The sequence below is a fragment of the Nitrospira sp. genome, from assembly GCA_015709715.1.
Classification (GTDB): Bacteria; Nitrospirota; Nitrospiria; order Nitrospirales; family Nitrospiraceae; genus Nitrospira_A.
In genome coordinates, this window is the sequence record CP054184.1 from 2191705 (window position 1) to 2207313 (window position 15609).

The window sequence follows — 15609 nt, forward strand, 5'->3', positions numbered from 1 at the left end:
TGCGTCCTCCTTGTGAATGATGTGTAGGTCCCGTTCGCGCATGTCCTGTGTCGCCATGCGCGACTACCCACGACACATCGCAAGCCCCGTTCCCGGCGGCACAGTTGCGCAAACTCGTTGATGAAACGAAGAACGCGGCCAGAAGGCGGCTCGAACCACGTCCAGGTGACGAAACCAAACGACGCCTCATCGTCAAGTGACGAATCCGTCGTCAGATGCGATCCATCACCGCACGGCTTCCGTGTCGCAGTCGGAAGGTTGGATCCATGCTCGGCTCAGCATGGCGCCATTCTCCTCGGCGACAGCAGCGGGTGCCGTTGCACCGTTCGCCAAGAGAAAGGCCGTGAGAGAGAGGAAAGCATGAATGCGCATGGGCGTCCCTTGAAGTGCGCGTAATGTGTCGCGCCACGAGTTGTGGCCTTACATCGCGCGCCCACTATACGGATCGCGTGAACCGGTCCGGCTAGGGAATTCCCCCGTGCCCTGCCAAACGCCCCCCTTGATAGAACCGAAAAAGACCCTGGCCCGCACAAAAGCCTCCGTGACACCGATGCGAAGGCGCGTTCCGCATGGTAGATACGTACAGATACCGTGGGGAGTCGAAACATTCCCCAATGCAGCGCGTGATCGCGCGCGCCGTTCACACTTCGCAGATCACGCGCAACCACCATGTTCGGAGGGAGGGTAAAAATGAAAACCATCATTCATGCAGCAGCGGTGGCGGCTTTGTTCATCGGATGCGCGGGCTTGCCGCAAACGTCGAGAACGGCGGTCATCCACGAGGTCAAATTTGAGGACAAAATGATGCCCGCCGACCTGACGGTGAACGTCGGCGACGAGATTCGGTGGGTGAATCACCGCACACTTCCAGTCAGGATCGACATCCCCGGCCTGAAGAACGGCTTGTTGTCCTGCGATCGTGGCTTCTCGAACGCCTTCGGCAGCACACGCGAGGTGACCGAACTGGATCCCGGCAAGAGTGCCAGCCTCTGTTTTGCCCAACCGGTGGTCCTCGGCTACAACGCACGGATGAAATCCGCCGTTCCCGGTGGCATGGCCATCGAGCCGGGCACTCTTCGGGCAGTCGCACCGACAAGGTAACTGCTCTGGCTGCCCCATCCTGCTCCCCCTCACCCTGGAGCTGAATCAGTTCCAGGGTGAACACACCGGATCACGACTAGGCGCTCACCGCGCAGACGGGTGCCATCACCGGACGAGGCACTACACACTTCACAAGTTCTCGAGGTCGATAGGGGCTAGGAAGAGGAAGGGATGGTGACGAAGCCGGGATACAGCAAGCAATACTGCTTTAATTTCGACTATTACGCAAAGGCTCTATCCATACGGGTTTTCAGTTCTTGCTCTTTCGGCTATCATAGTGGAGCACCTAGGTTTTCGGCTATTACGGTTTAGCATCTCCGTTTGTAAGCAGGCATGAACGAACCAACCTTCGATGACCTACCAGACCCAGCCAAGACCAGCCTGGAAGATTTCCTGAAGGCCGCTTCAAGGCGTGCTCGGGCGATCTGGAAGCAACATCACCCTGGCCGGCCTATACATATGGGCCGGCCATCCCAACGTTTGATAATTATCGAGGCCTGCGAACGTTTAGCTAAGCAAAAGCAGAACGATTTTAGCCATCTGACGCTTGGGAAAATTGTACAAATACTTTCTGACCGCTTGTCGGCGACAACCAAGAATATTAGCGGAACCACTCTTTCGAAACATGCGAGGGAGTGGTTAGTCGAGGGACTAATTTCCGAAAGATTTTCGCTCGATCAGTTGCCGCTGGGATTAACCCCCTATCTATTTAAAAGCCAGAACTCTTTTGCGATGTTGCGCTGGATTGTTTGCTGGGGTGCCATTTGTCGAGAGCAACCGGAGGTGCAGAAATGGGTGAAGGAAAAAATGGGCATGTTGCCACCGGAGTTACCGCATGAGGTGTTACCCGAAAAATTTACAAAGCGCTATAAGAATTGGGAGTCACAGTATGATCAGTGGGTGCTAGGCGGGCTGCTTAAAGCCCAGAATGAGCGCCGATCGTTTCCCCGCTAGAAGCTTCTCAAAACAGTCTATCTTTCGATAAAACCCCCAGAAAAGTACCTTTTTAAATTTCTTGCCCCCCTGACCTCTCGTCTGTCGTGCGGTACTGTTCCAAGCGAAAGCAACGGAACACCACGCAGAAAGGGAGGTCCTATGCACAAAAGCAATTCAGCCCGCACCAGAAACCGTCGGCATCTCGGTCCCCCACTGACATTTGGTGACTTGCCTGATTGGGTCTCGCCGTTACAGGCAGCCAGATATCTCCAGTCCGGACTTGTCACCGTTTATGACCTCTGCAAACGTGGCTCCCTTCCATGCAGGCGATTTGGACGTTTGGTCAGAATCCCCAAAGAATCCCTAAGACCTGCTGATACCACTGGGCCAGGCTGCTAGTCCATGCGTGAATACGGAAAGGTCGCGCCAACGTTTTGGACCGGCGAGACAGGCAAGAAGATCAGGAAGGCTGGCCTGAATGCTCAGGTCGTCGCGCTCTATCTGCAGACGGCTCCGGGGTCGAACATGTTGGGTCTTTATTACCTTCCCATTCCTGTCCTAGCTCATGAAACGGGGATGACCTTAGAAGGGGCTTCGAAGGCCCTTCAATGTCTCTCTGAAGTGGGCTTCGCAGAATATGACCATGAGTCTGAGTATGTGTTCGTGGCTCGCATGGCGCATTACCAGATCGGAAGCAGTCTGACCATGGGTAAGGATGGGCCGGATAAGAGAGTTGTGGGTATCAAAAAGCAGCTCGAACCCCTCAGAAAGAATCCGTTTTTCAATCGATTCCTAGAACTCTACCGCGAGGCATATCACCTTCAGGATGTAAGCCCCTCCGAAGCCCCACAGAAGCCCCTTCGAAGCCAGGAGCAGGATCAGGAGCATCTTCAGGAGCAGGATCAAGAACAGGAACAGAAGCAATATGCCGCTGCGCCTAAATCCGGCGCGCGGCCACTGGTGAAGGTTGTCGAAGGTAAGACCGTAGGAACTTGGGATGCCTATTCAGCAGCCTACCGGTTTCGGTATGGGGTCGATCCACACCGAGATAAAAAGGTCAATGGAGTGTTAGCCAAATTGGTTGATCGATTGGGCCCAGAGGTGGCCCCTCATGTTGCCGCATTTTACGTGGATCACAACAAGCCCTCCTACGTTTCAGAGAGGCACCCCGTCGAGTTGTTGTTGAAGGATTGTACTGGTCTGAAGACGCAGTGGCAGACGGGTGTGAAGGCTACGACCGGAGAAGCCAAAAATGCCGAAAGAAGGGACGATGTGATGGAACAGGTCAAACGCGTCACGGCCATGATGAAAACTCAAGGAGGTGCGTAGTGGAGTTGGCAAAAGCAGTAGCCGCAACCTTTGCCGTTGTTGGGCAAGAAATGCCGGATATCGGTCTTGCGACCATCGTCAGTGAACTCCTGGACTATCCGCTAGGAGATGTCCTCAAGGCCCTTGCGCGCTGCCGAAAAGAGCTTCGAAAAATTACGCTGGCTGACATCATCGATCGCATCCCGAGTGGACATCCCGGAATTGAAGAGGCTTGGGCCATGATCGCGGGATTGCTGAGCGATGAAGACCGTTCAGTGGTCTGGACTGGCGAAATGGCAGAAGCCTTCGGAGTGGCAAGGCATCTAGCTCATGACAAGGTTGCGGCTCGTCTTGCGTTCAAAGAGGCCTATTCAAAAGCCCTTGCTGAGGCGCGAGATCAGAAGCGTAGTCCAAAATGGCGGGTGTCGCTGGGACATGATCCGCATGGCCGGCAGGGAGCGCTTGAGGAAGCAGTACGCCTTGGACGGATACCAGCGGAGCACGCTCAGAAACTAATTCCCGATTATTCAATTCCTGAAGGCGTCACTTTGCCAAAGCTTCGAATCATTGCCTAACAACCAGGAGGCTCTATGCAAGTGGTCACTTATGAACCAACGCCGGAGCGGTAAGGGGAAAGAGCATGGCAAGAGAGGCCTTAGTGCCAGCTAAGAATATGAAACGTAAAGAGAAAACTATACGGGGTATACCCCAGGAATGGCGAGATCTGGCAAACGTCGGTGATGTGTTTCGCATGCTTCGCTACTGCCTGCTGCAAGTCGACAAGGGCAGGATGACCATTCGCAAGGCTAACTGCATGGGCTTTTTGGGCGGAAAGATGATTGACGCAGCTGAGAAGGTCGAGTTTGAGCGCCGACTAGCAGAACTGGAAGGACGCCAAGGAAATCATGACGGTGGAGTCATCCAAATTTCGGTGAGCAAATGAAGCGATCAGCACTGACACGACTTGAACGATTGGAGAAGGGAAAGAGTGGGCGCAGTGGAGCCCTCGCTGTTCCGAATCCCTGCACGCTGGAGGAGTGGCTTGCCCGTTGGCAGAACTACAACCATGAAGAGAGAAAGCCGTCCATTTTTATCGATGATCGGAGACCCTTATGAAATTTATTCAGATCGAAGACATGCACGTTGACCTTGAAAAGATCCAGTTCATCAAGGAAGAACCGCAGCACTTCGACACACCGCGGATTGATGTCTACTACGCGTCCCGCAAATTTGAGATCCGCTCTGACTCTCCCAAATGGACAGAGCTGCAGGCCCTTTTCCCTACCTCGTTTTGCTTCGTCCAAGGCGCCCACATCGACGTGGCACAGATCGACTTTGTACGCGAGGAAGCGCAGAGCCAAGGCCAACCGATATGCGTGGTCATGTACCACAACCGAGAGTTGCGCGTGCTCAAAGGTTCGACCGAATGGAACGCACTTCACGCGAAGATGTACGGAGAGGCCTAGAGATGAATCGCTCGCTGCGCAGCCGGCTGGACCGTTTAGCAGGTCAGAAACCTGGCGCTCCTCAGGTTGCTTACATCCAATTCGATTCCTTGGAGATGACCTCCGAAGAAGCCATCGAAAAGGCGTTTGAAGCGGGATACATCCAGCCCGGATGCGCGTTGATGGTGCTTCCTAAAACGGTGACGCCTGCACAGTGGGAATCCATGATTCCGATTTGGCAGGAGTGCATCCGTACCGGATCGAAATGGGATGAGCTGCCCTATTGGGCCGGGGGCGGGGCCCTGTTGCCGAAGGTGAAGTTCGGCACCGCGTTTTTGAGGCGCGTCAATCGTGCGGCTTACAGATCGTGATAACCATTTGCTAATGCTGAAATGTGTTCCCTGTCACACACGTTAGACAATTACGCCTTTTTTTTAGAGGTCGCGTACTTCTTCAAAAGATCCTTCAAGGCTTCCTCTATGAGCTCGTTGAACCTTCGGCGCTGTCGAAGCCCCAAGATTCTGACTTCCGTCAAAAGCTCGTGATCAACCCTCGCTCCTATCTGTTGTTTTGTTTTTTCTGCTTCTTCTTCGCCTGGCATGGGAGCGGACGATACTGAAGCATGTCGCATGAGTCAAGTGACATGATTTGACACCATTCAGTGTAACGTGGTAACACTATCACATCTGCACAGGAGACCATTATGAAAATGACACGTCTTAACATCCAGATCCCTTCATTGCTCAAGGCGAAACTTGATGCTTTGCGCGCAGAGGGAATCACGGCAGCCGGCCTGATCCGGCACCTATTAACCCAACATTTCAACCAGGCTCAGAAGAGCCAGAAAGGCAGGTGAAGAACATGGACGATGTAGGCCAAGAGACAGCATTAGGAAGAGCTGAAGGGAGAGCTTGCGACCTGTCAGACGAGGTGAATGGGTTAGCCAGTTTATGCCGGATGGTTGCTTATCTCGGAGATGGCACCGACAGAAGTATCAACGAACGCGATTTTGTGAGTGCCATGAACCTTATCAGCACAAACATGGATCGATTCAGGAATGAGGTCGAGCAGATGGTGAGTCTTCTCGGCGATGCCAATGATCAAATCAAACGACTAGAGAAAACGATTGCTGAAACTCGGACGACTAATATTTGAAAGGGCGGTGACTCATGGCGAAACCACATGTGAATTATGAGGTTGTTCGTGATGTGCCAGGCTATCCATTCGACCCGTGCGGCTATCAGTCGAGCAGCCTCAGGGACGCACAAAAAGAACTTAGGCAAGCACGCCGGCACTACCCGGAAGCCTACTTAGCACGAGTGGAATACACCCGTTACCAGAAGAGCAGATCTAAGAAGGGACGGTGATTCATGGCGAAGAAGAAGCCTGGTCGTTTCCTGCACATCGAATTCCCCTCAGAAGGCATCAGCTCGTCTGCTGACATAGCGTTTCGGTTGTCCATGCTTCATGCGACAGCTTTGGAGCTTAACGCGCATAACCGAGTCAAAGTCTCATACACCGGAATGCCTCGAACCAGTGAAGAAAAAGACCCACAAAAGGATAACGGCCTCCGGCTCGTGAAATAACCACAAGAAAGGACAATTATGCCAAGCAAAGACTTCCGGATGAATCCAGACAGAATGAATGAAATCATGACAGCGACAAGCCATGTCGCAGAAGCGGCTGAGCGATTGGCGAAGTCCTGTCGAGAATTCACGACGAAGGATGCCAGTTACATTACATTCGAACAATTTCAGAATGCAGGTATCCCCATTCATGCCGCCGCCAATGATCTCGGCGCCTGCTTTGCCAGCTTGGCAACTTTGCAGGCGAAATTCGAAGCAGAAAACGAAAAATAAATCTCACAAGTTCCTTTCAAGAGGTACCTATGCGCGGCCACATCTTTCAACGATCGGAAGGCAGTTGGACCATCGTCCTAGACGTCGGCCGGAAAGTGGACCCGGCCACGGGAAAATTGAAACGCATCCAGAAGTGGAAGACGGTTAGAGGGACCAAGAAAGAGGCTCAGGCCGAACTGACTAACATGTTACACAACCTAAGCCGGGGCCAAGTGATCAGCCCTTCACGCATGACCCTCGGTGAATGGCTGGAGGAATGGCTGAAATCGGCCATCCAGCCGCACAAACGGCTCAGGACCTATGAAACCTATCGATCCGTCATAGAGCGTCACCTGAAGCCCGTTTTGGGTCAATATCGGCTCTGTGATCTCAGGGCGAGCCATCTCCAAGCGTATTACCAGTCGGAGAAGGTGGCGCCGGCCACTCTGCAACAGCATCACACGATTCTGCATAGTGCCTTGAAAGCGGCCACCATGCAGGATCTGATACCCCGAAACGCGGCATCGCTGGTGATAGGCAAGCCTCGGCGCAGGGATGGACACGAAAACATCCTTCAGAACTGCTGGGAGCCTGAAGAGGCGAGAAAGTTCCTCGATACGGCTAAGGCGCATAGCACGCATGCGGCCGCCTTGTACTCTGTGGCCCTTGATAGCGGAGCCAGAAAAGCAGAGCTCTGCGGGCTCAAATGGTCGGAGGTTGATATTGAACGACGGTCTATCTCGATCGTGCGCCAGCTGGTGAAGGTCCGGGAAGAGCCATTATTTGGCCCACCGAAGAACGGGAAATCCCGGACCGTTCAGCTAGACGAAAAGACAATCGAGGTCTTAAGGAAGCAGAAAGCTGCGCAGGCCGCTCAAAAACTGCTTCTTGGAACGTCCTATAGAGACCATGGCCTAGTTTTTTCGCGCGACTTCGGGCAACCCCTCACCTTGAATAATATCGGGCAACGCGAGTTTGCCAGGCTTATTAAAGCGGCCGGCGTGAAGCCGATCACCTTTCACGGGCTTCGCCACACGTGCGCGACCTTGGCACTCAAGGAAGGGGTTCCGGTGAAGGTGGTATCAGAACGACTAGGACACAAGCGGATCGAGATTACATTGAACGTGTACGCGCATGCCCTCCCCTCCATGCAGCAGGAAGCAGCGGCAAAGTTGGGGCGATTGCTGCACGGTTAGCGGATTGTTTGCAATCGAACAGCTTGAACGGTCTAAACCACTGACAAGTTTACAGTCTAGGGGGTATGGTGCCGAAGCCGGGACTTGAACCCGGACAGGCTTTCGCCCACATGGTCCTGAGCCATGCGCGTATGCCAATTCCGCCACTTCGGCCAGAGGAATGGAGGCGAATTATCGCTGATCGGTCGGAACCCGTCAAGGTGAGCGGGAGGAAAATCTAGGGGCGGAGCCGACCGCTGATGTTCCACCGCCCCTTCTCGCTCAACTCGGCGAGGTCGCCGGTTAGGACGATTCGTTCTCGCACCAAGCCGGCCGCGGCCAACAGGTAGGGACTGCCGATCCTGAAAGCGTCGTCCGCAATCAGGACGTCGAAGCGCACGCGGCGAAAGAGGGGATCTACCGCCACCCGTGAGGCGGTGGTCACAATCACTCGCCGGTTCTGCACGAAGGCTTGTCGATTGGTGTTCTCCTGCGCCGCCAACAGCTCTCGAATCTTCTTGGTGCCGCCCAACTTCAACACGTCCTCTTTGAGTTCGGCGAATTCCGGCTTCAGGTCCTTGGGCACCGTCGCCTCCGGAATCAACTCGGCGATGCGCGCCTTGGCAATGTCGATTTCCTGGCGCAAGCCCGCGCTCTGCCGGTCATAGATGGCCTTATACTCCCGCAAGGATTCGACATTCTTCCCCACGGCCTGCATCGAGAGGCGCTTCCAGATCGGCAGTTGCTCGTACGCGGCCAGCGTCTGATCGATTTCCGTGATCTTGGCCTGCAGCTCGCTCAGATGCGTCATCAAGCGCCATTCCAACAGCCGGACTTCATCCAGATCCTTTTGCTTCTGCGCCTTATAGGCGAGCAGCGGAGTCAGTTCGCGAAACCGCTCGTACTTTTTGCGTAGCGCCGCCTTTTCGGATCGAGCCTTGGCATAAAACTGGTGCATTTGGGCTTCGAAGCCGAGGTCGGAAAGGGGAATGCCGCCGCTGTCCTGGCTGATGGCAAGCTCGTACCGGCTGACCCAGCTCTTAAAGGTCAGCCCGGCCGCCTTCATGACCCGCGCGATCTGGAGGGTGATGCGGTCGGCATCGTGGTGATCCGGCGTGACCAAAAGCAGGCGCTTGTTGGCCCGGATCAACTCAATGACGAGGGAGGCCACCTTCTGCTGCCGAGCAGCCACATCGCCATGCCACAAGGGCATCAGGACCGAGGTGGCGGTCAAGCCTTCCAGTGCAGCCCGATCCCCCACCTGACCGGCCGCCAACAGCGGCAATAGACGTTCCGCGGGCCCCAACGTATAGGAGCCGCCGGCCTTGCTCATCTCATGCAAGCGATGGGCGGCCGTCTGCGCAAATCCCGCCGCATCGGGCAGCAGGGTGGCTCTGGGGACGACGTCACCGACCGCGTCGAAGGTTTGCACCACCAGGCGCTCTCCTTCCTGGGCAAGGATGAGCCCCTCCGTCGGTTCATCCTCCTCACCCAACAACACGGTCACCGGAACATCCAGCCCCACAGACAGATTAGGGGGCAGGACAAACTCGTAGAGATGGAGCGTGCCGACCGTCTGGATCCGGCGACCACCGGTCACGACCACCGTCTGATCCGGTTCGGATGTCGCGGAGGCAGCGGCTTCCCGCTCCAATTGAAGGGCCAGCTGCTCCAACAAATCAGGCAAGGTCTCAGGAATCGTCGTCATGCGGCAGGTCCCGGGTGGTTCGGCGCCGTATCTTAATGACTCGGGAAAGAGCCTGTCCACTGGGGCGGCAGTGCGGCGAGTCAATTGACTTTTGCACAGCCCCTCAGTATGCTTTTTCCCTTTCCAACAGAAGGAGTTGCAGTATGAAGGTGATTCTCCAAGAAACCCTCGAAGGCGTAGGCGACCTCGGCGACCTCCTGGATGTCTCCGACGGCTTCGCCCGAAACTACCTCTTGCCTCGCCGCAAGGCGGTGGAAGCCAACAGCCGCAACATCAAGGAATTCGAACATGCCAAGCGGGCCGCCGCCGAAAAGGCCAAGAAGGAAAAGCTGGAAATCGAGGCCCATGGCAAGAAGATCAGCGCCGTCTCGCTCACGATCTCGGTCCAGGTCGGAAAAGACGACAAGCTGTTCGGCTCCGTCACCGCCAAGGACATCGCGGAAGCCTTAGCCGCACAGGGCCACACCGTCGACCGTCGCAAGATTCAGCTCGCCCAGCCCATCAAGGAACTGGGGACCTTCACGATCCCCATCAAGCTCCCGCGCGAGGTCACCGCCAGCATCGCGGTGCACGTGGTGAAGCAACAGGAAGAGCCGGAAGCGGCCGCGACGGCCTAAGCCCTTGTGCCAAATCATGCGCGGCGTTCGGCCTCGTCCGCCGTGCTCGGAGGACCCATGCAGGATCTGATCGGTTCGTTGGACGCGCTGAAAGCAACCGACCCTGAGACCTATGCGGCCATCACGGCCGAGGAGGAGCGTCAGCGGGACAAACTCCTGTTGATTGCTTCCGAGAATTTCGCGAGCCCGGCCGTGTTGGCCGCCCAAGGCAGCTTGATGACCAACAAGTATGCCGAGGGCTATCCCGGCAAACGCTATTACGGCGGCTGCCAACACGTCGATACCGTCGAAACCTTGGCCATCGAGCGGGCCAAGCAGATCTTCGGCGCCGAACACGTCAATGTGCAGCCACACTCCGGCTCTCAAGCCAACATGGCCGCGTACCTCGCCGTGCTCAAGCCCGGCGACACGATCCTGGGCTTGGACCTGGCGCAGGGCGGACACCTGACCCACGGCAGCAAGGTGAATTTCTCCGGGACCATCTTCCGCGCGTTCTCCTACGGCGTGGATCGCCAAACCGAAACCATCGACTATGCCGCGGTGCAAAAGATCGCCGAGGAATGTCGACCGCGCATGCTGGTGGTCGGGGCCAGCGCCTATGCCCGCACGCTCGACTTTCCCAAATTCCAGGAAATCGCCAAATCGGTCGGCGCCTACCTACTGGTCGACATTGCGCATATCGCAGGGCTCATCGCGGCAGGGCTGCACCCCAACCCGGTGCCCTATGCCGATTTCGTCACCACCACGACCCACAAGACCCTCCGGGGACCGCGGGGCGGCGTGACGATGTGTAAGGCCGAACATGCCAAGGCCGTCGACAAGATCATTTTCCCCGGCCTGCAGGGCGGACCGCTGATGCACGTGATCGCCGCCAAGGCCGTCGCCTTCAAGGAAGCGCTGTCTCCCGCCTTCAAGCGTTACCAGCAGCAGGTGCTGGCCAACGCGCGCACCCTGGCCCAAGGCCTGATCGATCGAGGATACAAGATCGTGTCCGGGGGCACCGATACGCATCTGATGCTCGTGAACCTGACCAATAAGGGTCTGACCGGCAAGGAGGCCGACGCCGCGTTGGATGCCGCCGGCATCATCGTCAACAAAAACGCCGTCCCCTACGACGAAAAACCGCCGGCGGTCGCGAGCGGCATCCGCATCGGCAGCCCTATCGTTTCCACCCGCGGCATGCGGGAGGCCGACATGCGGGAGATCGTGGCCCTCATCGACCGCGTCTTGCAATATCCGCAAGACCAGCAGGTGCAGGCTGACGTACGGGCGCAAGCGAAGGCGCTGTGCAACCGCTTCCCCATCTTTCATGCCTACGATGCGTCTCCCTCATAGGCAGGACGTGCGCCGGTGAAGTGTCCCTTCTGCGACGATGTCGAAGACAAAGTCGTCGATTCACGGATGGCCAAGGAAGGCGAGGTCATTCGACGGCGGCGCGAGTGCCTGTCGTGTAAACGCCGGTACACGACCTACGAGCGGGTCGAAGAAACCATGCCGGTCGTGGTGAAGAAGGACGGACGCCGGGAACCCTTCGACCGCGGCAAGATCGTCTCCGGCCTCAAGAAGGCCTGCGAAAAACGCCCGATCAGTACGGCCACCATCGAGGCGGTCACCGATCGCATCGAAAAGCGGATCCAAGAGATGGGGGAAACGGAAATCGTCAGCACCTCCATCGGCGAAGAGGTCATGAAGGAGCTGTCGCAACTCGATCAGGTGGCCTACGTGCGGTTCGCCTCCGTGTATCGGGATTTCAAAGACATCGACCAGTTCATGGACGAAATCAAAGCCCTGGCCCAGCAGCGCCGAGAGCGTTAAGGGCTGCCCCTTCCACCGCCGGGACGGCCCTCGCAGCCCCGGCATCAGCGAACCCATGGCCACGACCAAGACTTTACGCGAACGACGAAAAACGCTGCGACGCCGCCGGGCCTCGGGTGCCACCCATGTGGCCATCATCGGCGCCGGCCGCGGCGGCACCGCCTTGATGGAGATTTTCGCCAACGATCCGCTGGTCCGGATCGTGGGCGTCGCGGACATCAGCCCCCAAGCTCCGGGCATCGGCCTGGCCAGACGCCTGAACATCCGCGTCACGCGGAGCTACCGTCAACTGCTGAAAATGGGACCGGTCGACTTGGTCATCGACGTCTCCGGCAATCCGGAAGTCGGCGAATTTCTCCAAGACATCCGCCGTATGGGCGTGGCCGTCATCGGCGGCGCCAGCGCCAAGTTCATGTGGCAGTTGATCGAGGCCCGCATTCGAGCCACCGCGGAAATCGAGAAGACCCTGAACAAATACCAGTCGCTCTACCGCCTCTACGTCAAAGAAACCGGCGCCGCGGTGACGGAAGAACGTACCCGCATCGCCTGCGAAATCCACGACGGTCTGGTGCAAAGCCTCGCCGGCGTCAACTTCAAGTTGGAACTGTCGCAGGAGCTGATCCGGAAGAATCCCAAGGCCAGCCTCGCGACCCTGCGCGAGTCGAAAGCTCAGCTGAAGATGGCGATTCAGGAGGCACGACAGGTGATCTTCAATCTGCGCCCGCTCCATTACGACAAGATGGAGTTGATCCCCGCCCTCACCAACTATCTCAAGTCCTACGAAACGCAATACCACATCAAAACCGCGTTTTCCGTCACCGGAGACGAAACGGTCCTGTTCCCGCGCACGAAAATCTTCCTCTTCCGGATCGTGCAGGAGGCGCTCAGCAACGTCCAGAAACACGCCAAAGCGGACCGGGTGTCCGTGCAGCTCGACATTCGCGAGAACCTGCTGCAAGTCACCATTATCGACGATGGGATCGGATTCGACATGGACACGGTCCTCCGCGATCCCGAAAAATGGGACCACTTCGGCATTCGCGGCATTCTGGAACGGGCGCGGCTCGTGGGCGGAGAGGCAACCATCGACTCGAAGAAGGGACGCGGCACAAAGATCGTCTTGCGTGTGCCGCTAGCCGACAAGGAGACCATTCGCAATGGAAAAAATTAAGGTCCTGATCGCCGATGATCATCGCGTCGTTCGCGAAGGTCTGGCCGCCATCCTCAAGACCAAGGAGGACATCAACGTCGTCGGAGAAGCGCAAGACGGCGTGGAAGCGGTGGAAAAAACCAGGACGTTGCTGCCCGACGTCGTGCTAATGGACGTGAGTATGCCCCGCATGGGCGGCGTCGAAGCGACCAGGCAGATCAAGCGTGAATTTCCGCACATCGGCATCGTGGCCCTTACCATGTACGAAGAGCAGCAGTACATCTTCGATCTGGTACGGGCCGGGGCCACGGGTTATCTCCTCAAGGATTCCGAGTCATCCCAAATCGTGGCGGCCATCCGGGCCATTTACCGCGGCGAATCCCTCATCCATCCCTCCGTAGCGAGCAAGATCCTCGCGGAGTTCTCCCTCATGGCGCAAAAGAAGGGGAAAAAGCCCGCCTGGGTCGAACATGATCTGACCGAACGGGAAATCACGGTGCTCCGGTTGGTCGCCGATGGAAAAACCAACAAGGAAATCGCCAACAGCTTGGACTTGAGCGAGAAGACCGTGAAGAACCATGTGCGTAACATCTTCCATAAGCTTCAGGTGTATGACCGGACCCAGGCGGCCATCTTGGCCATTCGAAAGGGATTGATCGAGCTGGAACCCAGGCCGTAATCCGCGTCGGGATTGCGTGCGCGGGCACACGCCAGTGCGCATGCGCACTGTGAGGTGGTTGGTATCAGCCCGCTCGGCGTGAGCAGTTCGACCGCTGCTCACATCAATTCTTCAAATCAGAGGGTTTTGTTGCTCCCCGGTACGTGGCCTCCTTTTTGCTCAACGACTGAACCATGGACGTGCTCTTCCCCCTTCTTACGATTCTGGCGCCGCTGCTGAGCGCGTTGCTGATCCGAACCTTCCAAGCGGATCTGGGAGAACGATGCGCCCGCATCGGGATTGCCGCGTTGGCCTGCTCGGCTGTCGGCGCGATCGCGACCCTGTGGCTCGTCGTCTACGGCGAGCCGATAGTCCTGACCCTGTTGACCCTAGGTGCCGGCGCCTTCGACCTGACCCTCCTGGTGGATCGATTGGCCGGCATCATGATGGTGCTGATCAGCCTGGTCAGCCTCGTCATCCACCTCTACTCGAACCGATACATGGTGGGCGATGCGGGCTATACGCGCTTCTTCGCCCGCCTGGGCCTGCTGACCTTCGTGTTGCTGAGTTTGGTGACGAGCGGCAACCTCTTGTGGTTGTTCGCCTGCTGGCACCTCGTGACCTGGCTGCTCGGGACACTCTTGGCCTTCAATCAGGATAGTCTTCCTGCCCAGCGGGCTTGCCGAAGCACCGTCACCATCCACAGCATCGGGGATGCGGCCTTCCTCCTGGCCATGGGGCTCCTCTACCACGTGTACGGCACATTGGACCTGCGTACCCTGTTCGATCGGCTCGCAGAGGGCGCGTCACAGCCGGTCGGCTTCATGGGCCTGGAGGTCCCGACGTTCGCTACCCTGCTGCTACTGGTTTCCGTGATGACGAAATCCGCCCAGTTTCCCTTTCACATCTGGTTGCCGGGTACGATCGAGGCACCCACTCCGGTCTCGGCGCTGCTGCATGCCGGAATCGTGAATGCGGGCGGATTCTTGGTCAATCGACTGGCGCCGCTGTACGGCCTCGCGCCGACGACGCTGCATCTCATGTTCCTCATCGGCGCCCTGACGGCCTTGATCGGCGCGACCACGATGCTGACCCAATCCAGCATCAAGCGCACTCTGGTCTATTCGACTATGGGACAGATGGGCTACATGGTGATGGAATGCGGTCTGGGTGCGTTTGCGCTCGCGGTATTCCACCTCTGTGCCCATGGACTCTTCAAGGCCACCCTGTTTCTCAATTCCGGCGCGAACATTCACGCTTCGCGCACCGACCTCAAGCTCCCCGATCACCGCACGGTGGGAGCGCCGGCGCAGTTCTCCTTCATCACCTGGGCCACTGGCTTGGTCATGACCCTCATGCTGCCGCTGATGATCCTCCTGATGGCACATGGGCTCGTGAACATTCCGCTGTTCGAGGCGCAGGGGACCGTGATCTTCCTGTTCTTCGCCTGGGTCACCTCCGCCCAAGCCATCTTCAGCCTCTATCGACTCCATAGCGTGGCGTCATGGAAAGTCTCCGCTACGATGCTCGCGACGCTGGCCTTCATCGGCCTCACCTATTTGTGGGCGGGAGAAACCTTTACCCACTTCCTCTATCCGACCCCAGGGCAAGCGGCCGCCTACTTCCAGGTCGCCGGATGGAACCAAGGCCTGTTCGATACGTTCATGGCCCTCTCGGCCTGCATGGTTATCGGAGTCTGGATGATCCTCTACGGGAAGGCGCATGGTGTCAGAATCCTCGTGCCCGAATGGCTGCGTACTCTCCAAGCGGCCGCTTACGTGGCGTTTCTCAACGGGCTCTACGTGGAAGACGGGCTGAGGGCCCTCCGCGGCGGCCAGCACCGCAAGACCAGCTGACG

The 15609-nt window shown here is 57.3% G+C and carries 20 protein-coding genes and 1 tRNA gene; 18 read left to right on the top strand and 3 right to left on the bottom strand.

The window, feature by feature from the left end:
• Positions 1 to 690: 690 nt before the first annotated feature.
• The 8 genes from HRU82_10450 (at position 691) to HRU82_10485 (ending at position 5161) form a co-directional block, all read left to right on the top strand.
• On the top strand, positions 691 to 1101 hold the full coding sequence (locus HRU82_10450) for a hypothetical protein (GenBank protein QOJ35341.1): 411 nt from the start codon (positions 691 to 693) through the stop codon (positions 1099 to 1101).
• Positions 1102 to 1434: 333 nt separating this feature from the next.
• Positions 1435 to 2055, top strand: coding sequence for a hypothetical protein (locus tag HRU82_10455; protein QOJ35342.1), 621 nt, complete (start codon positions 1435 to 1437; stop codon positions 2053 to 2055).
• A 141-nt stretch (positions 2056 to 2196) separates the two neighbouring features.
• A complete protein-coding gene (locus tag HRU82_10460) occupies positions 2197 to 2436 on the top strand; it encodes a helix-turn-helix domain-containing protein (GenBank protein ID QOJ35343.1) in 240 nt (79 codons plus the stop codon).
• A gap of 3 nt (positions 2437 to 2439) precedes the next feature.
• Entirely contained in the window at positions 2440 to 3366 is a 927-nt protein-coding gene (locus HRU82_10465) for a hypothetical protein (protein ID QOJ35344.1), read from the top strand.
• A complete protein-coding gene (locus HRU82_10470; protein QOJ35345.1) occupies positions 3366 to 3920 on the top strand; it encodes a hypothetical protein in 555 nt (184 codons plus the stop codon). The genes HRU82_10465 and HRU82_10470 overlap by 1 nt, the downstream gene beginning before the upstream one ends.
• A gap of 65 nt (positions 3921 to 3985) precedes the next feature.
• Positions 3986 to 4288, top strand: a complete 303-nt coding sequence (locus HRU82_10475) for a hypothetical protein (GenBank protein QOJ35346.1) — start codon at positions 3986 to 3988, stop codon at positions 4286 to 4288.
• Positions 4289 to 4457: 169 nt separating this feature from the next.
• On the top strand, positions 4458 to 4811 hold the full coding sequence (locus HRU82_10480) for a hypothetical protein (GenBank protein ID QOJ35347.1): 354 nt from the start codon (positions 4458 to 4460) through the stop codon (positions 4809 to 4811).
• 2 nt (positions 4812 to 4813) lie between these two features.
• The gene (locus HRU82_10485; GenBank protein ID QOJ35348.1) at positions 4814 to 5161 is read left to right on the top strand and encodes a hypothetical protein; all 348 of its coding nucleotides are present in this window, start codon (positions 4814 to 4816) and stop codon (positions 5159 to 5161) included.
• Positions 5162 to 5211: 50 nt separating this feature from the next.
• Here HRU82_10485 and HRU82_10490 read toward each other — a convergent pair whose 3' ends face one another.
• Positions 5212 to 5391, bottom strand: coding sequence for a hypothetical protein (locus tag HRU82_10490; protein ID QOJ35349.1), 180 nt, complete (start codon positions 5389 to 5391; stop codon positions 5212 to 5214).
• Positions 5392 to 5493: 102 nt separating this feature from the next.
• Between HRU82_10490 and HRU82_10495 the strand changes: the two genes are divergently transcribed.
• From HRU82_10495 to HRU82_10510, 4 genes are all read left to right on the top strand, one after another.
• On the top strand, positions 5494 to 5646 hold the full coding sequence (locus HRU82_10495; protein ID QOJ35350.1) for a hypothetical protein: 153 nt from the start codon (positions 5494 to 5496) through the stop codon (positions 5644 to 5646).
• A gap of 5 nt (positions 5647 to 5651) precedes the next feature.
• A complete protein-coding gene (locus HRU82_10500; GenBank protein ID QOJ35351.1) occupies positions 5652 to 5945 on the top strand; it encodes a hypothetical protein in 294 nt (97 codons plus the stop codon).
• A gap of 449 nt (positions 5946 to 6394) precedes the next feature.
• A complete protein-coding gene (locus HRU82_10505) occupies positions 6395 to 6649 on the top strand; it encodes a hypothetical protein (GenBank protein QOJ35352.1) in 255 nt (84 codons plus the stop codon).
• Positions 6650 to 6678: 29 nt separating this feature from the next.
• A complete protein-coding gene (locus HRU82_10510) occupies positions 6679 to 7824 on the top strand; it encodes a site-specific integrase (protein ID QOJ35353.1) in 1146 nt (381 codons plus the stop codon).
• Positions 7825 to 7890: 66 nt separating this feature from the next.
• Here the strand turns inward: HRU82_10510 and HRU82_10515 are convergent.
• Together HRU82_10515 and HRU82_10520 are read right to left on the bottom strand one after the other, a co-directional pair.
• A tRNA-Leu gene (locus HRU82_10515) sits at positions 7891 to 7977 on the bottom strand.
• Between the two features lie 64 nt (positions 7978 to 8041).
• A complete protein-coding gene (locus HRU82_10520; GenBank protein QOJ35354.1) occupies positions 8042 to 9511 on the bottom strand; it encodes a hypothetical protein in 1470 nt (489 codons plus the stop codon).
• A gap of 143 nt (positions 9512 to 9654) precedes the next feature.
• Here HRU82_10520 and HRU82_10525 point away from each other — a divergent pair, with 143 nt between their 5' ends.
• From HRU82_10525 to HRU82_10550, 6 genes are all read left to right on the top strand, one after another.
• Positions 9655 to 10128 carry a 50S ribosomal protein L9 gene (locus HRU82_10525; protein QOJ35355.1) on the top strand — a complete coding sequence of 158 codons (474 nt, stop codon included), beginning with the start codon at positions 9655 to 9657 and terminating at the stop codon, positions 10126 to 10128.
• 57 nt (positions 10129 to 10185) lie between these two features.
• Entirely contained in the window at positions 10186 to 11463 is a 1278-nt protein-coding gene (locus tag HRU82_10530) for a serine hydroxymethyltransferase (protein ID QOJ35356.1), read from the top strand.
• 15 nt (positions 11464 to 11478) lie between these two features.
• Positions 11479 to 11943, top strand: coding sequence for a transcriptional repressor NrdR (gene nrdR, locus HRU82_10535; protein ID QOJ35357.1), 465 nt, complete (start codon positions 11479 to 11481; stop codon positions 11941 to 11943).
• Between the two features lie 55 nt (positions 11944 to 11998).
• Positions 11999 to 13114, top strand: a complete 1116-nt coding sequence (locus HRU82_10540; GenBank protein ID QOJ35358.1) for a hypothetical protein — start codon at positions 11999 to 12001, stop codon at positions 13112 to 13114.
• Entirely contained in the window at positions 13101 to 13772 is a 672-nt protein-coding gene (locus HRU82_10545) for a response regulator transcription factor (protein ID QOJ35359.1), read from the top strand. Before HRU82_10540 ends, HRU82_10545 begins: the two co-directional genes overlap by 14 nt.
• A 173-nt stretch (positions 13773 to 13945) precedes the next feature.
• Positions 13946 to 15607: an NADH-quinone oxidoreductase subunit L gene (locus HRU82_10550; GenBank protein ID QOJ35360.1), complete on the top strand. Its 1662-nt coding sequence runs from the start codon at positions 13946 to 13948 to the stop codon at positions 15605 to 15607.
• The last annotated feature ends 2 nt before the right edge of the window (positions 15608 to 15609 follow it).